The organism is Frigoribacterium sp. MCBA15_019 (assembly GCF_001864945.1).
GTDB lineage: Bacteria > Actinomycetota > Actinomycetes > Actinomycetales > Microbacteriaceae > Frigoribacterium.
The window spans coordinates 1-18,070 of record NZ_MJGS01000002.1 but is presented as its reverse complement, the minus strand read 5'-3'; the positions used below and the strand labels follow the sequence as shown (position 1 = coordinate 18,070).

At 73.8% G+C, this 18,070-nt stretch carries 18 protein-coding genes; 10 read left to right on the top strand and 8 right to left on the bottom strand.

Annotated features, from left to right (window positions below; all coding sequences use genetic code 11):
* Positions 1-295: 295 nt before the first annotated feature.
* Positions 296-1,408, bottom strand: a complete 1,113-nt coding sequence (locus tag BIV04_RS05015) for a glycosyltransferase family A protein (protein ID WP_177174769.1) — start codon at positions 1,406-1,408, stop codon at positions 296-298.
* A gap of 142 nt (positions 1,409-1,550) precedes the next feature.
* Between BIV04_RS05015 and BIV04_RS05010 the strand changes: the two genes are divergently transcribed.
* Complete coding sequence (locus tag BIV04_RS05010; RefSeq protein ID WP_071254882.1) at positions 1,551-2,681, top strand: ATP-dependent DNA ligase; 1,131 nt, start codon at positions 1,551-1,553, stop codon at positions 2,679-2,681.
* Positions 2,682-2,772: 91 nt separating this feature from the next.
* Here BIV04_RS05010 and ligD read toward each other — a convergent pair whose 3' ends face one another.
* The gene (ligD, locus tag BIV04_RS05005; protein ID WP_071254879.1) at positions 2,773-3,789 is read right to left on the bottom strand and encodes a non-homologous end-joining DNA ligase; all 1,017 of its coding nucleotides are present in this window, start codon (positions 3,787-3,789) and stop codon (positions 2,773-2,775) included.
* Positions 3,790-3,968: 179 nt separating this feature from the next.
* On the opposite strand from ligD, the gene BIV04_RS17280 reads away from it, so the two are divergent.
* Positions 3,969-6,542 carry a lamin tail domain-containing protein gene (locus BIV04_RS17280; RefSeq protein ID WP_071254876.1) on the top strand — a complete coding sequence of 858 codons (2,574 nt, stop codon included), beginning with the start codon at positions 3,969-3,971 and terminating at the stop codon, positions 6,540-6,542.
* A 146-nt stretch (positions 6,543-6,688) separates the two neighbouring features.
* On the opposite strand, the gene aztA is transcribed toward BIV04_RS17280, so the two are convergent.
* Positions 6,689-7,336, bottom strand: coding sequence for a zinc ABC transporter ATP-binding protein AztA (aztA, locus tag BIV04_RS04995; protein ID WP_071254873.1), 648 nt, complete (start codon positions 7,334-7,336; stop codon positions 6,689-6,691).
* A gap of 51 nt (positions 7,337-7,387) precedes the next feature.
* Here aztA and aztB point away from each other — a divergent pair, with 51 nt between their 5' ends.
* From aztB to BIV04_RS04970, 5 genes are all read left to right on the top strand, one after another.
* Positions 7,388-8,287, top strand: coding sequence for a zinc ABC transporter permease AztB (aztB, locus tag BIV04_RS04990; protein ID WP_071254870.1), 900 nt, complete (start codon positions 7,388-7,390; stop codon positions 8,285-8,287).
* A gap of 60 nt (positions 8,288-8,347) precedes the next feature.
* Entirely contained in the window at positions 8,348-9,616 is a 1,269-nt protein-coding gene (locus BIV04_RS04985) for an ABC transporter (protein WP_071254867.1), read from the top strand.
* Positions 9,613-10,584, top strand: a complete 972-nt coding sequence (aztC, locus tag BIV04_RS04980) for a zinc ABC transporter substrate-binding protein AztC (RefSeq protein WP_083396167.1) — start codon at positions 9,613-9,615, stop codon at positions 10,582-10,584. The genes BIV04_RS04985 and aztC overlap by 4 nt, the downstream gene beginning before the upstream one ends.
* A gap of 32 nt (positions 10,585-10,616) precedes the next feature.
* Positions 10,617-11,837 (top strand): zinc metallochaperone AztD, encoded by a 1,221-nt coding sequence (aztD, locus tag BIV04_RS04975; protein WP_071254864.1) that lies wholly within the window; start codon positions 10,617-10,619, stop codon positions 11,835-11,837.
* Positions 11,838-12,107: 270 nt separating this feature from the next.
* The gene (locus BIV04_RS04970; RefSeq protein ID WP_071254861.1) at positions 12,108-13,142 is read left to right on the top strand and encodes a helix-turn-helix transcriptional regulator; all 1,035 of its coding nucleotides are present in this window, start codon (positions 12,108-12,110) and stop codon (positions 13,140-13,142) included.
* A gap of 49 nt (positions 13,143-13,191) precedes the next feature.
* Here BIV04_RS04970 and BIV04_RS04965 read toward each other — a convergent pair whose 3' ends face one another.
* The 4 genes from BIV04_RS04965 to BIV04_RS04950 form a co-directional block, all read right to left on the bottom strand.
* Entirely contained in the window at positions 13,192-13,506 is a 315-nt protein-coding gene (locus tag BIV04_RS04965; RefSeq protein WP_083396166.1) for a hypothetical protein, read from the bottom strand.
* Positions 13,507-13,614: 108 nt separating this feature from the next.
* Positions 13,615-14,082 carry a VOC family protein gene (locus BIV04_RS04960; protein ID WP_143048568.1) on the bottom strand — a complete coding sequence of 156 codons (468 nt, stop codon included), beginning with the start codon at positions 14,080-14,082 and terminating at the stop codon, positions 13,615-13,617.
* Positions 14,083-14,164: 82 nt separating this feature from the next.
* Positions 14,165-14,464: a DUF1905 domain-containing protein gene (locus BIV04_RS04955; protein WP_071254856.1), complete on the bottom strand. Its 300-nt coding sequence runs from the start codon at positions 14,462-14,464 to the stop codon at positions 14,165-14,167.
* Positions 14,465-14,501: 37 nt separating this feature from the next.
* Positions 14,502-15,551 (bottom strand): GTP-binding protein, encoded by a 1,050-nt coding sequence (locus BIV04_RS04950; RefSeq protein ID WP_071254854.1) that lies wholly within the window; start codon positions 15,549-15,551, stop codon positions 14,502-14,504.
* 69 nt (positions 15,552-15,620) lie between these two features.
* On the opposite strand from BIV04_RS04950, the gene ykgO reads away from it, so the two are divergent.
* Both ykgO and BIV04_RS04940 read left to right on the top strand, forming a co-directional pair.
* Positions 15,621-15,743, top strand: a complete 123-nt coding sequence (gene ykgO / locus BIV04_RS04945) for a type B 50S ribosomal protein L36 (RefSeq protein ID WP_055970826.1) — start codon at positions 15,621-15,623, stop codon at positions 15,741-15,743.
* Between the two features lie 22 nt (positions 15,744-15,765).
* A complete protein-coding gene (locus BIV04_RS04940) occupies positions 15,766-16,374 on the top strand; it encodes a GrpB family protein (RefSeq protein WP_071254852.1) in 609 nt (202 codons plus the stop codon).
* A gap of 46 nt (positions 16,375-16,420) precedes the next feature.
* Here BIV04_RS04940 and BIV04_RS04935 read toward each other — a convergent pair whose 3' ends face one another.
* Complete coding sequence (locus BIV04_RS04935; RefSeq protein WP_071254849.1) at positions 16,421-17,263, bottom strand: helix-turn-helix transcriptional regulator; 843 nt, start codon at positions 17,261-17,263, stop codon at positions 16,421-16,423.
* Positions 17,264-17,365: 102 nt separating this feature from the next.
* On the opposite strand from BIV04_RS04935, the gene BIV04_RS04930 reads away from it, so the two are divergent.
* Complete coding sequence (locus tag BIV04_RS04930; protein ID WP_071254847.1) at positions 17,366-18,046, top strand: SDR family NAD(P)-dependent oxidoreductase; 681 nt, start codon at positions 17,366-17,368, stop codon at positions 18,044-18,046.
* Positions 18,047-18,070 lie beyond the last annotated feature (24 nt).

Genomic DNA, 18,070 nt, shown 5'->3' with positions numbered 1-18,070 from the left:
GGGCGTCGTCGAGATCGCCGTGCTGATGCTGGCCCTGCTCGGCACCCTCGTGCCCCGCATGCTCGGCCTCCGGGCGACGTTCGACCTGATGGTGGGCGTCGCCGCGCTCGGCGCCGCCTGGAGCAGCGTCTTCGAGCTCTACACCCGCATCGCCGGCTACGACACGGTCGTGCACTTCGTGCTCAACGGCCTTCTGGCCGCGGTGTTCGTCGTCCTCGCCCACCGCGCCGGCTGGGTCGTGTCGCCGGGCCACGGCGACGGACGAGGAGGCGCGGGTCACTCGGCCCGCGTCGGCTCAGTCCTGCTGACGGTCGCGTTCGGCCTGGCGGCCGGCACCCTGTGGGAGATGGGCGAGTGGGCGGGCCACACCCTCGTCGACTCCGCGATCTTCGTCGGCTACGACGACACGATCGGCGACCTCGCTGCGGGAGGCCTCGGCTCGCTGCTGGCCGGGCTGGCGCTGCCGTTCCTCGTGGGAGGCGACGTCCGCGGCCGGGCCGCGCGCGCCTCCTCGTCCGGAGCCGGTGTCGACGGTGCCGACGGGCACGGGGTCGACGGACCGGGGGTCGACGCCGTCGGCCACGGCCGCCCGCGCATCCACCACCGCTGAGGGCGCCCAGCCGAGCCGCGTGAAGAGGCCGGCCGGGTCGGCGCGTAGCCAACGAGACCACGGCAGGCCGTCGGTGCCGTGCACCGTGAACGAGTGCAGCGCCCGGTACGTGCGCAGCCACGGGGCGTTGCCCGGGTCGAGCGGACGGGCCGAGATGCCCGTCACGACGTCGCGACGGTAGGCGATGCGGCCCCGGCCGGCGAGCTGGCGGTCGCCGAGGTGCAGGGCGAGGTCCATGTCGTCGTGCAGCAGGGTCTCGTGCCGGTGCACCTCGTCGCGCACGTCGAGCCAGGCGGTGCGGCGCATCATCATCGTCGAGCCGAACAGCGGCCAGTGCGCCAGGGCGGCCCCGATCACGAGGTGGTACGCGCCGACGTAGAGGGCCGAGAGCAGGCGCTCGGCCCCGACGGGCGCGTCGTAGAAGCGGGCGTTCGTGCTGACGGCGAGCACGTCCGGCTCGTCGACGAGGGTGCCGACCAGGTCGGCGACCCAGGTGCGGGGCAGGACGCTGTCGGCGTCGACCCGCCCGATCAGGTCGGCGGGTGCGGGGGTGCCCGCCTCGGAACCCACGCCGGCGGCGGCGTCGTAGCCCGTGCTGGCGGCCGCGGCGATGCCGACCTCGGCCTCGGTGACCACGCGCGCGCCGTGCCGCAGGGCCACCTCGACGGTGTCGTCCGTGCTGCCGTTGTCGACGACGATCACCTCGTCGGGCACGCGGGTCTGCCGCGCGAGCGACCGGAGGCACGCGTCGAGCAGGGCTCCGTCGTCTCGGACGGGGACGACCACACAGACACGCACCCGCCCATCCAACCCGGTCGCGGGCGTTCCCGTCGATCGCTCACACCCCAGGAAGTCGCCGAGACCCTTCGGCGCGCACGGGGGTCTCGGCGGTTTCCCGGGGTCTGGCCGCACGGGCGCCCGGCGAGAGCAGACTCGGCGCATGATCCCGACCGCCGCCGAACCGATCGTCCCGATGCTCGCCAAGGCCGTGGCCGACGTGCCCGAGCCCGACTCCGTCGAGGGCGGGCTCGTCTACGAGCCCAAGTGGGACGGGTTCCGCGGCATCGTCTACGCCGAGCGCGCCGCCGACGCCGGGCCCGCCGACGCCGACGGCCCCGACGCCGCCCCGCTCACGATCGAGATCGGCAGCCGCGGCTCGAAGATGCTGACCCGGTACTTCCCCGAGCTGGTCGAGGCCCTCGCCCGCCTGCTGCCCGGGCCCTGCGTGCTCGACGGCGAGATCGTCGTGCGCACCGGTGAACCCGGCGACGAACGACTCGACTGGGACGCCCTCGGTCAGCGCATCCACCCGGCCGCGTCGCGCGTCGCGAAGCTCAGCGTCGAGACGCCCGCGATGTTCGTCGCGTTCGACCTGCTCGCCCTGGGCGACCGCGACCTGCTCGACGCCCCGTTCGCCGAGCGCCGAGCGCTGCTGCTCGACACGGTCGGCCCCGACGGCGAAGCCGCCGGCACGGCAGGAGGCGCGGCTCACCCCCTGCACGTCAGCCAGGCCACCGACGACGTCGCGACCGCACGTCGGTGGCTGACCGAGTTCGAGGGCGCCGGGCTCGACGGGGTCGTCGCGAAGCCGACCCGCGCCTCCTATGCTCCGGGCAAGCGGACGATGCTCAAGGTCAAGCACCACCGCACCGCGGACGTGGTGGTGCTCGGCTACCGCGTCCACAAGAGCGGCTCGGGCGTGGGGTCGCTGCTGCTCGGCCTGTACGACGCCGAGGGCGAACTGCGCAACGTCGGAGGCGCGTCCGCGTTCTCGGACGCCCGTCGCCTCGAGCTCGTCGACGAGTTGGCACCGTACGTCGACCGCGACGACGACGGCGAGGTGCGGCACGCCGAGACCGAGCGCAGCCGCTTCTCGTCGGGCAAGGACGTGTCGTTCGTCCCGCTGCGCCCCGAGCGCGTGGTCGAGGTGCGGTACGACCAGATGGAGGGCTCCCGGTTCCGCCACACCGTGCAGGTCGAACGGTGGCGCGACGACCGCGAGGCCCGCTCGTGCCGGTTCGACCAGCTCGAGGTGCCGGCGGCGTACGACCTGGGCGAGGTGCTCGCCTAGGCGACCCGCGCCTCCTCGGGCACAGGGCACCGCGCTTCGGGCATCGCACGCCGACGAGACGCGGCGCCGTGCACGACACGCGGTGTTGTGCTCAGTCGGCAGTGGGCTTGCGCGCGCGGCTGGGCTGCACGCGGGGCGGCTCGCCGGGCATCTTGGGGAAGTCCGGCGGGAAGGGCAGCTCGCCGAGGCCGTCGGCGACGTCGCGCTCCCACCAGGCGAGGAGCGTGTCGATGCGCCCGGGCGACTCGTGCATCGTCGCCCACGGGTCGCCGTGTGTCTGCAGCCGCTCGGGCACCGTCAGCACGGTGTGCTCGGCGGGGTCGACGCCCGGCAGGTCGTCCCAGGTGACCGGCAGGGACACGGAGGCGCGGGGCAGCGCCCGAGGAGACCACGCCCCCGCCATGGTGCGGTCGCGGTTGGCCTGGTTGTAGTCGACGAAGAGGCGATCCCCGCGCTCCTCCTTCCACCACGCGGTGGTGACGCGGTCGGGGGTGCGGCGCTCGAGCTCCCGGGCGGCGGCGATCACGGCGTGCCTCACGTCGAGGAACTCGTGCGTCGGCTCGATCGGCGCGAAGACGTGCAGGCCACGGTTGCCGCTCGTCTTGACGAAGGCGGTGAGGCCCGCCTCGTCGAGCACGGCTCGGAGGTCGAGCGCGGCGGTCACGGCGTCGGCGAAGCCCGTGCCGGGCTGCGGATCGAGGTCGATGCGCAGCTGGTCGGGCAGGTCGGGTTGCTCGGCCCGCGACGCCCACGGATGGAAGACCAGGGTGTTCATCTGGGCGGCCCAGACCGCGGCGGCGGGCTCGTCGATGACGAGCTGGGGGTGCACGCGGCCACTCGGGTAGGTGACGTCGACGGCTCGCACGTAGTCGGGGGTGCCGCGCGGCGGGTTCTTCGAGAAGTACTGGTCACCGTCGACGTCGCCGCCGAAACGCTGCAGCGAGATCGGGCGGTCGCCGTTGGCCACGACGAAGGGCGTGCCGACCTCGGCCAGGTACCGGGCCAGGTCGAGCTTCGTGACGCCGAGGTCGGGCCAGAGCACGCGCGACGGACTGCTGATGCGGACGTCGCGGTCGCCCACCCGCAGGGTCGTCGCCTCGGATGCCATGTGCGCGACGCTAGTCCTGCCGCGCCGTGGCGGGTCGGGCCGGACCTGTGGGGTCGGGCCGGACCTGCTGGGGCGGGCCGGACCGGCCGGGGCGGGGCGGTCCCGTTCACGGGGTGTTCACCCGGGCGTCGCTTCCGTCCGAGATGGTTCGGTCCACACCCGACCGAACGGACCCCCGCATGCGCACGCCCCTGCTCCGCCTCGGCGCCCTGACCCTGGCCGGCTCGATCGCCGCCGCCGGGCTCGTGGCCACGAGCGCCCTGCCCGCCCTGGCGGCCGACGCCGACGTCGTCGTCAACGAGATCGACACGACCGACGACTGGGTCGAGCTTCTCAACACGGGTCAGACCCCGACCGACGTCTCGGGCTTCGTGCTGCGCGACAACAACGACACGCGCACCCTGGCGTTGCCCGCGGGCACCGTCCTGGCCGCCGGAGCACGCCTCGTCGTCGACGTCAACGACGACGCCGTCTGGGGTGCCGCCGCCTACGGGCTCGGACGCGACGACGCCGTCCGCCTCTACGCCGCCGACGGCACGACCCTGCTCGACTCGTACGCCTGGACGCAGTTCCCGACGACGACCTACGGCCGCTGCGCCGACGGCACCGGCGAGTTCGCGACGACGGCCGCGGGAACGCGAGGCACCGCCAACGAGTGCGCGACGACACCGGCCCCGACCGACCCCGATCCGACGACCCCGGCACCGACTCCGGCCGAACCCGCCACCACCGACGTCGTGATCAACGAGGTCGAGTCGAACGGCGACGACACCGACTGGGTCGAGCTGACGAACGTGGGCACGGCGCCCGTCGACATCTCGGGCTACACCTTCCGCGACGAGGACGACGTCCGCACCCCCTTCACCTTGCCCACCGGTTCGGTCGTGCAGCCCGGCGCGTTCTTCGTGATCGACCAGGCTTCGGGCTCGAACCCGGTCGGCTTCGACTTCGGTCTCGGCCAGCCCGACTCGGCACGCCTGTTCGACACCGCGGGCACGCTCGTCGCGTCGTACGCCTGGACCGTCCACAGCACCGTCAGCTACGGCCGCTGCCCCGACGGCTCCGGCGCACTGACGACGGCGACCGCGACCACGAAGGGCACGGCGAACGACTGCTCGTCGCCCGTGCGCGTCAACGAGGTCGAGAGCCAGGGAGGCGCGCCCGGCGACTGGGTCGAGCTCACCACCGTGGGCACCTCGTCGGTCGACCTCGGCGGCTACGTGTTGACCGACTCCGACCCGACGCACCGCTACGTGATCCCGGCCGGGACGACCGTCGCCCCCGGCGGGTTCGTCGTGCTCGACGAGCAGACCCCGACCTCGGTCGGCTTCGACTTCGGGCTGGGCGGCGCCGACTCGGTGCGCCTGCTGCTGCCGGACGGCACGACGGCGGCCGACGGATCGACCGTCGCCGACGAGTACTCGTGGACCTCGCACGCCGCCACCACCTACGGCCGTGGCCCCGACGGCACGGGCGACTTCGCCGTCACGTCGGCCGCCACCAAGGGCACGGCGAACACCTTCGCCGGCGTCACGGTGCCCCTGGCCTGGCCCGGCGGACCCGACGAGGTCCCCCTGGACGCCGAGGACACCTTCACGGGCGACCTGAGCGGACTCGACTACGAGCCGACCGGCACCGCGACCCCCGGCACGCTCTGGGCCGTGCAGAACGGGGACGGCCTGCTCTACCGCGTCGTGTCCGACGGGGCCGGCGGCTGGGCTCCGCAGACGACCGACGGCTGGGCCGCCGGCAAGAAGCTGCTGTACCCGAGCGGCGTCGCGACCGACGTCGTCGACGCCGAGGGCGTCACGGTCACCGACGACTCGTCGGCCGGTGGCGTCTACGTGTCGACCGAGCGCAACAACGCGTCCGGGTCGGTCAGCCGCCCCTCGGTGCTGCGGTACGACACCACGGCGGCCGGCTCGGCCACCGCGCTCGTCGCGACCGACGAGTGGAACCTCGCTGCGGACTTCCCCGGACTGGGGGCCAACGCGGGCCTCGAGGGCATCACCTGGGTGCCCGACTCGTGGCTGACCGAGGCGGGGTTCGTCGACGAGGCGACCGGCGCCTCCTACGATCCGGCCACCTACGCCGGCCACGGTGACGGGCTGTTCTTCGTCGGCGTCGAGGGCACCGCGAGCGTCTACGCCTACGCCCTCATGGACGACGGTTCGTTCGAGCGCGTCGCCACGATCGCGACGTCGTTCGCCCTGGTCGCCGACCTGCAGTTCGACGCCGACCTCGACGCGCTCTGGGTCGTCTGCGACGAGGCCTGCTCGGGTCGCACGGCCCTGTTCTCGGTCGACGAGTCGGGGGCGTTCGCCGAGGACGTCGTCTACGAGGCGCCGGCGAACGCCGACCGTGGGCTGGCCAACGAGGGCTTCGCGATCGCTCCGGCGGCGACGAGCGTCGACGGCTTCCGTCAGACGTTCTACGCGGACGACAACGACACGGACGGGTTCTCGCTGCGCGCCGGGACCTTCCCCGGCGTGGCGGCCGAGCCCGGCACGCCCGGTGACCCCGGGACGCCCGGTGCGCCCGGCACGCCTGGTGCCCCCGGTGCGCCCGGCTCTCCCGTCGACCCCGGTGCGGGCGTGACGCCGATCGGTCAGGGTCAGGGGCCGGCGGCGGTCGACGGGCAGCTCGCCTTCACCGGTTCGGACGCCCGGTGGGCAGCGGCTGCGGCCGCGCTGCTCGTGCTCGCCGGAGCGGGCACCCTGATCGCCCGTCGCCGTCGCCTCACCCGCGACTGAGGCACGACTGAGGCACGACTGAGGCACGACGCCCCACGAACCCCGTTTCGAACGATGCACCCGGAAGCTTCCGGGTTCATCGTTCGAAACGGGGTTCATCGTCGTGCGGGGCCCGGGCGACGGCGGCCCTCGACTCCACCTCCGCCTCACACGACGCGACCGGCCTCGAGCCGGACGACGCGGTGTGCCGCGTCGAGCAGCAGCGGATCGTGCGAGACACCGAGGACGGCCGTGCCCCGGGCCGCCTCGTCGAGCAGCGTCACCCGGATGCGTTCGGCGCTCACCGCGTCGAGCCCGGTCGTGGGCTCGTCGAGCAGCAGCAGGTCGGCCCCGCGCGCCAGCCCGTGGGCGAGGAGCGCGCGCTGCCGCTGACCCCCTGAGAGCGCGGCGAACGGTCGCGGCGCGAGGTCGGCGACGTCCAGGCGCTCGAGCGCCTCGTCGACGGCCGCGCGGGCCCGACGGTCGAGGGGACGCCACCGGCCCACGCGACCCCAGGCACCGACCGTCACGACGTCGCGCACGGTGACCGGGAGGCCGTCCGGGATCGACGTGCGCTGCGGGACGAACGCGATCGTCGCGGCCACCGACCGCGTGCCCGACGTCGGCTGCCGGACGCCCGCGACCACCTCGAGCAGCGTCGACTTGCCGGCCCCGTTCGGCCCCGCCACCACCGTGACGACACCGGCGGGCACGTCGAGGTCGACGTCGGCCAGGGCCGTGCGCTCACCGAACGAGACGCCCACCCCCAGGAGGCGCGCCAGGGTCGTGCGAGCGGCGGCGGTGTTCGTCGTCATGCGACCACTGTAGTTGATAAGCGTTCTCATTCTCAGCTACGGTCGTGTCTCGTGCCCTTCCTCTCCACCGCCGTCCTCGAGCCGTTCTCGCTCGACTTCGTCCAGCGCGCCCTCGTCGGCGGCGGCCTCGTCGCGGTCCTCTGCGGGGTCGTCGGCACGTGGGTCGTGGTGCGCGGCATGGCCTTCCTCGGCGAGGCGCTCGCGCACGGCATGCTGCCCGGCGTCGCCCTCGCGACCGTGCTCGGGGCTCCCGTCCTCGTCGGCGGGGCGCTCAGCGCCGTCGTCATGAGCCTGGGCGTCGCGGCGCTGCAACGACGCGGTCGCCTGTCGTACGACACGAGCATCGGCCTGCTCTTCGTCGCGATGCTCGCACTCGGCGTCGTCGTCATCTCGCACTCGGGCAGCTTCGCGACCGACGCCACGTCGATCCTGTTCGGCGACGTCCTCGCGATCACCTCCACGGACCTCGGCCTGCTCGCCGGCGCGACGATCGTCGGCGTCGGCCTCGCCGCCGCCTTCCACCGCCCCCTGCTGGCCCTCGCCCTCGACCCGCGGCTGGCCGCCGTGCTGGGGCTCGGTCCGCGCTCGGCCCAGGCCGTGCTCGTGGGCCTGGTCACGCTCGCCGTCGTCGCCTCGTACCAGGCCGTCGGGTCGCTGCTCGTCGTCGGGCTGCTGCTCGCGCCGGCCGTCGCCGCGGGCCACTGGACGACGCGCCTGCCCACGCGGATGGTCCTCTCCGCAGCGATCGGCGTGCTCGCCGTCGCCGTCGGGTTGCTCGTCTCGTGGCACGCCGCCACGGCCGCCGGGGCCTCGATCGCGGCGACGGCCATCGCGTTCGCCGCCCTGTCGGGCGTCGGCCACGCCGCCGTGGGCCGCCGCCGGAAGCGACGGGTCGACACCGCCGCCCCGGAGTCCGCGAACACGGCACCCGTCGTGACCCGCACCTCCTGACCAGCCCGCACTCCCCCACCCCCACCCACGCCCACGCCCACGCCCACCCGGAAGGACCGCATGCGATCCCCCCTCCTCTCGACCTGCCTGCTCGGCACGCTCGCCCTCGGGCTGACCGCCTGTTCGACCGGCACCTCCCCGGGTGGTGACGGCGCCGGCCGGGAGTCGTCGACCGACTCGAGCGACACCACCGGCGAGGGCCACGGCGCCGTCGCCGGTGCCGAGGAACTCGCCGAACCCCGCCTCGGCCTCACCACGATCGACCCGTCGGGCACGGTCGCCCACCTCGACCTGCTCGACGAGAGCGTCGTCGAGCTCGGCTCGGTCGAGGCCCCGACCGCCGTGGAGACCGACGGGCGGTACCTGTTCGCCGAGACACCTCGCGGCCTCGAGATCGTCGACAGCGGGGTCTGGACGTGGGACCACGTGGACCACTTCCACTACTACCGGGCCGACCCGCGCCTCCTCGGCACGGTCGAGGGCGACGGCCCGGTGACCGTCGCGACCACGAACCTCTCGACCTCGGGCTCGACGGGCGTGCACTTCGCCGGCTCGGGCGACGCCGTGCTCCTCGACACCGAGGCGCTGTCGCGGGGCGAGCTGCGGGAACGGTTCCGCCTCGACGGCGAACCCGGTGCCGGCCTCGTCGTGCCCGTGGGGTCGTACGCCCTGGTGACCGAGGGTCGCGGCGAGGCGACGACGCTCGTCGGACACACCGCCGACGGCGACGAGACGGGCCTGCGCGAGGCCTGCCCGGACGCCTCCGGCACGATCACCACCCGCGTCGGGGCCGTCGTCGGCTGCTCGGACGGCGCGCTGCTCGCGACCGTCGACGACGACGAGCTCGTCGTCGAGCACATCCCCTACCCGGCCGGCACGGCCCTGTCGTCGGGAGGCACGGCGGCCCCGGCCACCGCGTTCGACAACCGGGAGGGGCGACCCACCGTGGCGGGACTCGCCGGCTCCGAGGGCGTCTGGCTGCTCGACACCCGGGCCCGGGCCTGGACGCTGCTGCCGGCACCGACGCCGCTGGTCACGGTGACCGCCGTGGACGACGCCGACCAGCGCCTCCTGGCCCTCGCGCAGGACGGCCGGGTGCTCGTCCTCGACGGCACCACCGGCCAGGTGGTCGCCGAGACCGCGCCGCTCGTCGCGGACTCGCTCGCCGCGGGCCGCACGCCGACGCTGATCGCCGACCAGCAACGCGCGTACCTCTCGGCCCCGGTCGAAGGGCGGCTGTACGAGATCGACCCCGCCGACGGCGCCCGGATCGCCCGCAGCTTCGAGACGGCCACCGAGCCGGCCTTCGTCGCGGAGACCGGGCGATGAGGGCACCGTCGACGGTCCGCCACCGGACCGGGCTCGCCAGCGCCCGACCCACCACCGCCCGCACCGCGGCCCGCATCGCCGCCGTGACCGTCGCGGCCGTGCTGGCCCTGACCGGCTGCGCGCCCACCGGCGACGACCGCCCCGTCGTCTTCGTGTCGACGAACATCCTCGGCGACGTCGTCGGCGAACTCGTCGGCGACCAGGCCGAGGTCGTCACCCTGATGAAGCCGGACGCCGACCCGCACTCGTTCGAGATCTCGGCGCAGCAGGCGGCGCGGATGCGGGCGGCCGACCTCGTCGTCTCGAACGGCCTCGGCCTCGAGGAGGGGCTGCAGCAGCACCTCGACGCGGCGGTCGACGCCGGCGTGCCCTCGTTCGTCGCGGCCGACGTGATCGACGTGCTCGACTACCGCGAGGGCGACGCCGCCGGCACCCCCGACCCGCACTTCTGGACCGATCCCGGACGCATGCTCGACGTCGTCGACGACCTCGAGCCGGCACTCGCCGAGGTCGACGGCGTCGACAGCGCGGCCCTCACCGCGCGCACCGCCGACTACCGGGCCGAGCTCGACCGGCTCGACGCCGAGATGACCACGGCGTTCGCCGCGATCCCGGCCGAACGACGCGCGCTCGTGACGAACCACCACGTCTTCGGCTACCTCGCCGACCGCTTCGACTTCGACGTCGTCGGGGCCGTGATCCCCGGCGGGACGACGCTCGCGGCGCCGTCGGCCTCCGACCTCGCCGACCTGGTCGACGCCGTCGAGACGACGGGCGTCCCGACCGTGTTCGCCGAGTCGTCGTCGCCCGACCGTCTGGTGCAGGCCCTGGCGAGCGAGGCGGACGTCCACGTCGACGTCGTCGAGCTGTTCACCGAGTCGCTCACCGCGGCCGACGGCGACGCCCCCGACTACCTGACCATGATGCGCGTCGACACCGAGCGCATCGCCACCGGGCTCTCGCCCTGAGCGCCCACCACCCCCCAGAAAGAGGAACACCCATGCGCACCCCCCACCTGCGACGAACCGGCGGCACGCTGCTCGCCCTCGGCATCACCGCGACCCTCGTCGCCTGCTCGACCGGCGGACCCGGCACCGCGACCGACGGCACCGACGCGACCGGCGCCTCCTCGTCCGGCCCCCGCCTCGCGGTCTCGTCCGAGGGCCGCGTCACCGTGCTCGACGGCGAGACCCTCGAGACCGTCGGCGAGTTCGACTCCGAGGAGTTCACCCGTCTGAACCCCGCCGGCGACGGCCGCCACGTCATGGTGACGACGAGCGAAGGCTTCCAGGTGCTCGACACCGCGGCGGGCAGCTCGGACGAAGCCGCCCTGACCGACCTCGTCTTCGACGCCGACACCGCGGGCCACGTCGTCCGCCACGGCGGCAAGACGATCCTCTACGCCGACGGAACGAGCGACACCACCGTGTTCGAGTCCGCCGACCTGACGGCCGCGGTCGCGGACGACGAGCTGCCCGCGGTCGAGACGATCGAGGGCGTCGAGCCGCACCACGGCGTCTCGGTCGTGCTCGAGGACGGCACCTTCCTGACGACGGTCGGCGACTCCGACGGCCGCACGGGCATCGAGGTCCGCGAAGCCGACGGCACGGTCGTCGCGCAGAGCGACGAGTGCCCGGGCGTCCACGGCGAGGGCACCGCGGCCGACGAGGCCGTCGTGTTCGGCTGCGAGGACGGCGCGCTGGTCTACCACGACGGCACGATCACCAAGCTCGACTCCCCCTCGCAGCCCTACGGCCGCATGGGCAACGCGTGGGTGAGCGAGACCAGCCCGATCGTCGTCGGCGACCACAAGGACGACCCCGACGCCGAGGGCTACCTGCTGCACGCCGTCACCCTGATCGACACCGCCGCCGACACCCTCGACGTGGTCGACCTGCCCGAGGGCGTCGAGTACACCTTCCGTGGCGTGGCCCGCGGCCCGGGCGACCTCGCGTACCTGATCGGCACCGACGGCGCCGTGCACGTGCTCGACCCCGCGACGGGCGAGCTCACGGCCTCGTGGCCCGTCGTCGCCCCCTGGGAGGGCCCGGCCGAGTGGCAGGACGCCCACCCCGCGATCGTCGTCGCGGGTGACGTCGGCTACGTCACCGAGCCGGCCACGAACAGCGTGCACGCGGTCGACCTGAGCACCGGCGAGGTGCTGTCGTCGCGCGAACTCGACGTGACGCCGAACGAGATCGCGGTGGCCACGGCCGACTGACGCGACCACCCCGGGGAAGAGGAGGCGCGGCGCGACGGCACCGCGCCTCCTTCGTCGTCCGGGGCTGCGCACGGCTCGCCGCGCGGCCCCCGGCCCGCCCGCCGTCGGCCCGCGGACTGGGGGCACCTCGAGCCCCGTCGCCGCGTCCCGCCGCACCGAAGAACGGGAGAGTCCGACGATTTCGTGACGTTTCGCCCTCGGGCATCGTCTCCATCGTGTGCCGCCCTTCACCGCGGCGGTGCAGCAGGACGACGGATCGAGAGGACCACCATGCCGAGCTTCTACGTCAGCGAGCCCGACGGAGAACCGGACCCCACGGGCGGCGTCACCTCGCACCCCGTCGACCTCACGGGCGGCACCGCGTCGACCTACCGGCGCGTGCAGGACGGCGGCACCGACCTGCGCGAGGCGACCCGCCGACTCGAGACGCACTACCGGGGCCGGCGTTTCCGGGCCCAGCCGGGCGGCACCCCCTTCGAGTACTCGTACGTGCTCGCCGGCGACCACCGTCTCGTGCTGCAGACCTCGTCGTTCGCCGCCCCGATGCAGGGCGAGATCCCCTTCCCGGGGCAGTACATCGTCGCGTGGAACCGCAGCGGTCGCACCACGCTCCACCAGCGCGGCCACACCTTCACGAGCGAGGGCTCCACGCCGTTCCTCATGCCGGCGGAAGAGGCCTTCTCGTTCGAGTCGACCCCGCGGACGAACAGCATGGTGCAGGTCGGCAGCGCGTTCCTCGAGCAGACCGCCGCCGAACGCCACGGCGGACCGTCGCAGCGCATCGTGTTCGACTACGCGGTCACCCCGCGGCCCGAGGCGGTCGCGGCCTGGCGCGCCGCCGTCGGCTCGAGCGCCGCGGCCGTCGTGGCCGAGCAGGCGTCCCCCCTCGTGCGGCTCGAGGCCCAGCTCGCCCTCGCCCGGGCCATGCTCGACCTCTTCCCGTGGCGGGCCGTCGACGTGCCGGTCGGCCTGCGCACGCAGGAGGCCGCCCGCGTCCGGCACGCGGTCGAGTACATCCACGCACACGCCGCCGAACCGATCACCCCCGCCGACATCGCCGAGGCGTCGGGCATGCACACCCGCACCCTGCAGACGTCGATGAAGGAGCACCTCGGCACGTCGCCCGCGGCGTACCTGCGGCAGGTGCGGCTCGACCGCGTCCGGGACGACCTGCTCGCGGCGGCGCCGAACGAGACCCGCGTGTCCGACGTCGCCCGGCGCTGGGGCTTCGGCAACTTCGGCCGCTTCGCCGGCGCCTACGCCGAACGCTTCGACGAGTACCCGCGCGACACGCTCGCCCGCTGAGCGACCGGTCGGACCAAGCGACCGGGCGACCGCGTGACCGGGTGACCGGTCAGTCCGTCGCGCGGGGCGGCGTCGGCGCGAGGGCGGTGGCGTCGAGGTGCCCGCGGCCCTCGTAGCTCGTCGTGACGAGGGCCCGCACCACGGACGAGTCGATCGCACCGACGGGCTCGTCGTACCGGAACACCAGCGGGATGCCCGGAGCGCACCAGAGGCTCAGACGGCCCGAGCCCTCGTCGGGGCCCAGCCGCCAGGTCAACAGGAAGCCCTCGCCGTTGCGCAGCTTGCCCGCCACCGCGCGTTGGACGTGACCGAGGGTCCGGTCGTCCATCGAGATCGCCTCGGCGCCGTAGCGCAGTGTGCCCACGCCGCCATCATGAGCCATCCTCGGCCTTCGCGCACGGCGTCACGACGTCGAGAGGGCAGGAAACGTCCTTCCCGGTCGCACGAAGGACGACTTCTGCCCACTCGATCGTCAGGCGCCCTGCGGGTCGCCGACCTGCGGGTCGGCGCCCTGCTGCTGGGCGTAGGCCTCGGGGCCCTGTTCGGCGGCGGCCGGTTCCATCCAGCCGAACTCCAGGATGTTGCCGTCCGGGTCGGTGAGCTGGCGCTGGTACATGAAGCCGTAGTCGGTCGCCGCGCGCGCCTCCGTCCCTCCGGCACCGAGGCCGGCCGTGACCGTCGTATCGACCTCGTCGCGTGAGTCGAGCATGACGGCCGTGGCGACCGAGGCCGCGGCGGTCGGGTCGCCGATGGGCAGGTCGGTGAAGGTCTGGAAGAAGTCGCGCGTGAGGATCATGAACGCGCTGTGGCCCTCGTCCACGACCACGCAGGCGGCGTTCTCGTCGGTGAAGAGCGGGTTGATCGTGAACCCGAGCGCCGTGTAGAACGACTTCGCCCGGTCGAGGTCGGTCACGGGCAGGTTGACGAAGATCATGGGCACGGGGTTCTCCTTCGAACGGTCCACGAGTGGTGAGCCACACAGTGGACCCGTCCCGGAGCGCCGTCAAGGCCTCCGTGACCGCTCAGAAGTCGAGGAGGCGCAACCTCACGGCGACGGTGTCGCCGACCCCGACGCCCTCGGCGTCGCGCACGGCCCGCTTCACGGGCAGCGCGTAGGCGTTCTCGTCACCGAGGGGGAAGACCGACGTGGCGAACGTCGACGAGCCGACCCGCGCCTCCACCCGGACGGACCCCCAGCCGCGCAGCAGGTCGCCGGCCACCATCAGGACCTGGTCCTCGACGTCGGGCGGCAGGCTGACGAACGTGTAGAAGGCCCGCCGGCTCTCCCACCGCCACAGGTCGGCGTCGAACGTGAACTCCATCGCCACCCCTCTCCTCGCCGCGAGCCGTCCCTTGAACCTAGTGCCGGTGCCCCGGCCCGGCCCCCGGCCCGCTCCACACCGGGAACGGGTCGGCGAAGTCGCGCCAGCCGGCGGGGTCGCCCAGCAGCTCGTCGTCGGTCAGGAGGCACGCGTCGAGCTCTCGACGGATCGTCGCGACGTCGAGGTCGAGACCGAAGAAGGCGATCTGCTGGCCGTGTGGCGAGTCGGGGTGCCACGACGGGCTCGAGGTCGGGTCGAGGCTCAGCATCTGTCCGACGCTCGACCACGAGCCGACACGGTCGCAGCGCGTCGCGAACTGCGTGAACCCGCGGGAGCGCAGCACCGTACCGACGGCGCCCGGGGCGAAGGTGTGCTCGACCGCCACGGCGAGGCGGCCGGGGTGGAACGGGCGTTCGTCCCGGTAGGCGTAGGTCGTGACCACCCCGTCGTGGTCGAGGTCGGGGGTGTGCTCCGAGAGGGCCTGCATCCAGCCGGCGGCGCCACCGAGCTGGGCCGCGCCTCCCGGGCTCTCGAGGGTCTCGCGTCGCACGGCGTCGACGCTCGTCACGCGGCTCTCCGGCGCCAGTCGTGCGAGCAACCGGCGGATCGTCCGCAGGTCGCGCGCGGGTACGGCGGCCGTGTCGACCAGGACGATCACGGTCGCGTACTCGACGAGGTCGATGACGTGCTCGGCGGCGAGGAAGCGGTCGTCGACGCCTCCGAGCACGAGGTCGGCCAGGTCGACCGCGCTGACGACCGAGACGACGTGCTGCAGCAGCGACCGCCCGTCGGGCCGACCCAGGGACGAGTCGAGCAGGGAGCCGAGCAGCAGCCCGGTGGCGCGGCTCGGCGTCCCGGCCGCGAGGGGGGCGACGACGTTGATGGGCTGCCGGTCGTGGGCGAGGTCGAGCGCGAGCCGGTGCACGGCGTCGGCGGCGTCGTGCACGTCGGGACCCGAGTCCACCCGACGGCTGGTCGACCCGGCCAGCCGGTCGGCCACCCGGTCCACCACCGTGGGGCTCTGCCCCGTCACGAGGACGACGCCCCGGTGGCGTGGGGACGAGGAGGCGCGGGTCGATTCGGTCATGCCCCCACGCTAGGTGATAATGGTTCTCACTAACAACCGACACCACCACACCGACACCAGGAGGCACCCATGAAGGTCCGCAACTCGCTCAAGGCACTCAAGGCCATCCCCGGCTCGCAGGTCGTTCGCCGCCGCGGCCGGGTCTACGTCATCAACAAGAAGGACCCGCGGTGGAACACCCGCCAGGGGTGAGGACGTCTGGCAGGATCTCCTGATGCCTCCCGACCGGACCCCCCGCCGACCCGACGTCACGGCCACCGAGATCGTGGGCGGTGCCGAAGCCGTCCATGTCTCGTTGCACGAGTACGACGAGCGCTGGCCCTCGGTGTTCGTGGAGCACCGACGCCGCATCGTCGAGGCCCTCGCGCCGTCGGGCATCGCGGCCGACGTCGAACACATCGGCTCGACGTCGGTGCCCGGCCTGGCCGCCAAGCCGATCGTCGACGTCGTGGTCGCGGTGCCCGACATCACCGCCGAGGAGGACTACCTCGAGCCGTTGCTCGCCGCGGGCTACGAGCTGCGGGTGCGCGAACCCGGGCACCGGCTCGTGCGGACGCCCGAGCGCAGCGTGCACGTGCACGTCTACGAGCAGGGAGCCGACGCGATCGACGGGTACCTGCTGCTGCGCGACCACCTCCGCACCGACTCCGCCGACCGCGAGCTCTACGCGAGCGTCAAGCGCGACCTGCTCGGCCGCCGCTGGGACGACATGAACGACTACGCCGACGCCAAGACCGAGGTCATCGCCGCGATCAAGGCGCGGGCTCGCGCGGCCCGGGAAGCGGCCCGGCAAGCGGCCCGGCAAGCGGCCGGGGAGCGCTGACCGCGCCACGGCCGCCACGGCCGCCGCGGTCGGCCGGGCCGAGGCATCAGGAGACCGGCGTCGCCGCCATCGACTGCAGCCCGGTGACGCGCAGCAGGTCGAGTCGCGCCTCGTCGTCGGAGCCGGGCGCGACGGTGTAGACGACGATACGCAGGTCGCCGGGTGCGGTCAGCACGTCGCAGTCGATCGTGATCGGGCCGGCCGGCGTGTTCGTCACCGTCTTGCGGCTGGCCCGGTGCTCGGCCACCTTGGCCTCGGCCCAGCGGCGCGCGAACTCGGGCGACGTCTCGAGCAGGCGCGACACGAGGTGGTCGAGCGAGCGGTCCGACGGGTAGCGCCCCACGGCCGCCCGCAGGTCGGCGGCGAGGTCGCTCGCGAAGTCCTCTTCGTGCTGCGCGTCGAAGTCGGTGCCCGCGTGGCCCGACGTGAAGTGCCGCCAGACGAGGTTGCGCTCGAGCCCGACGAGGCGCGACGGGTCGCCGTTCACCGCGGCCCAGAGCGGGTTCCACAGCAGGATGTCGTGGGTCGCCGAGAAGACGGCCAGGGGCACGTCGCCGAGCCGGTCGACGATGCGTTGCACGCCGGGCCCCACGTGCCGCGGGACGACCCCGGCCGACGGAGGCGCGGCGCCGGCCGAGCGGTAGAGGTGGTCGCGTTCGTCGTCGCTCAGGCGCAGGGCGACCGCCAGGGCGCGGAGCATCTGCGGTGACGGGTTGGTCGCCCGCCCTTGCTCGAGGCGGACGACGTAGTCGACGCTCACCCCGGCGAGCGCCGCGAGCTCTTCGCGGCGCAGGCCCGTCGTGCGGCGTCCCGCCCCTGTCGGCAGTCCCACGTCGGCGGGGCTGACCCGGTCACGCCACGACCGCAAGACATCCGCGAACTCGCTCATGCGCCCATCCTCTCCCGGCCCGGTCGCGCGAGGGTGGTACCGGCAGTCCTCCCGTCGTGCGGGGCCTGGGTGTCGGTCAGGGGTCGGGCGCAGCATGGACCCATGACCACCACACTCATCACCGGGGCCAACAAGAGCCTCGGCCTCGAGACCGCCCGCCGCCTGCTCGAGGCGGGCCACACCGTCTACGCCGGCATGCGCGACCTCGACTCGGGCGACGCCGTCCGGGCTCTCGGCACCCATGCGGTACAGCTCGACGTCACCGACCAGGCGAGCGTCGACGCGGCGCTCGCCTCCCTGCCCGAGCTCGACGTCCTCGTCAACAACGCGGGCGTGCTCGGCTCGTCGTTCGGCGTCGACGACCTCACCCCCGAGACGATGCAGGAGGTGCTCGACGTCAACGTCGTCGGGCTCGTCCGCGTCACCCAGGCCGCGTTGCCGCTGCTGCGCCGCTCCGACCGTCCCGTGATCGTCAACGTCGCCTCGGGCGTCGGCTGGCCGCGCTGGCTGAGCACGGAGGGCCACGACGAGTACCCCGTCGCCGCGGTGCCCTACGCGTCGTCGAAGGCGGCCGTGATCGCGCTGACCGTGCAGTACGCCAAGAACCTGCCGACCTTCCGCGTGAACGTCAGCGACCCGGGCTACACCGCCACCGACTTCAACGGTCACGGCGGCCACCAGACCGTCACCGAGGGCACGGACGCCACCGTCGCCCTCGCCCTGCTCGGGCCCGACGGCCCGACCGGCGAGTTCCACGACCGCCGGGGCCGCATCGACTACTGAGCGGCGACCGCAGGAGGCGCGGTG

Bases quoted from the DNA above. Each gene is read 5' to 3' on its own strand.
- BIV04_RS05010 (WP_071254882.1), top strand. From the start codon at position 1,551: ATGATCCCGACCGCCGCCGAACCGATCGTCCCGATGCTCGCCAAGGCC.
- ligD (WP_071254879.1), bottom strand. From the start codon at position 3,789: ATGGCATCCGAGGCGACGACCCTGCGGGTGGGCGACCGCGACGTCCGC.
- BIV04_RS17280 (WP_071254876.1), top strand. From the start codon at position 3,969: ATGCGCACGCCCCTGCTCCGCCTCGGCGCCCTGACCCTGGCCGGCTCG.
- aztA (WP_071254873.1), bottom strand. From the start codon at position 7,336: ATGACGACGAACACCGCCGCCGCTCGCACGACCCTGGCGCGCCTCCTG.
- BIV04_RS04985 (WP_071254867.1), top strand. From the start codon at position 8,348: ATGCGATCCCCCCTCCTCTCGACCTGCCTGCTCGGCACGCTCGCCCTC.
- aztC (WP_083396167.1), top strand. From the start codon at position 9,613: ATGAGGGCACCGTCGACGGTCCGCCACCGGACCGGGCTCGCCAGCGCC.
- aztD (WP_071254864.1), top strand. From the start codon at position 10,617: ATGCGCACCCCCCACCTGCGACGAACCGGCGGCACGCTGCTCGCCCTC.
- BIV04_RS04970 (WP_071254861.1), top strand. From the start codon at position 12,108: ATGCCGAGCTTCTACGTCAGCGAGCCCGACGGAGAACCGGACCCCACG.
- BIV04_RS04955 (WP_071254856.1), bottom strand. From the start codon at position 14,464: ATGGAGTTCACGTTCGACGCCGACCTGTGGCGGTGGGAGAGCCGGCGG.
- BIV04_RS04950 (WP_071254854.1), bottom strand. From the start codon at position 15,551: ATGACCGAATCGACCCGCGCCTCCTCGTCCCCACGCCACCGGGGCGTC.
- ykgO (WP_055970826.1), top strand. From the start codon at position 15,621: ATGAAGGTCCGCAACTCGCTCAAGGCACTCAAGGCCATCCCCGGCTCG.
- BIV04_RS04940 (WP_071254852.1), top strand. From the start codon at position 15,766: ATGCCTCCCGACCGGACCCCCCGCCGACCCGACGTCACGGCCACCGAG.
- BIV04_RS04935 (WP_071254849.1), bottom strand. From the start codon at position 17,263: ATGAGCGAGTTCGCGGATGTCTTGCGGTCGTGGCGTGACCGGGTCAGC.
- BIV04_RS04930 (WP_071254847.1), top strand. From the start codon at position 17,366: ATGACCACCACACTCATCACCGGGGCCAACAAGAGCCTCGGCCTCGAG.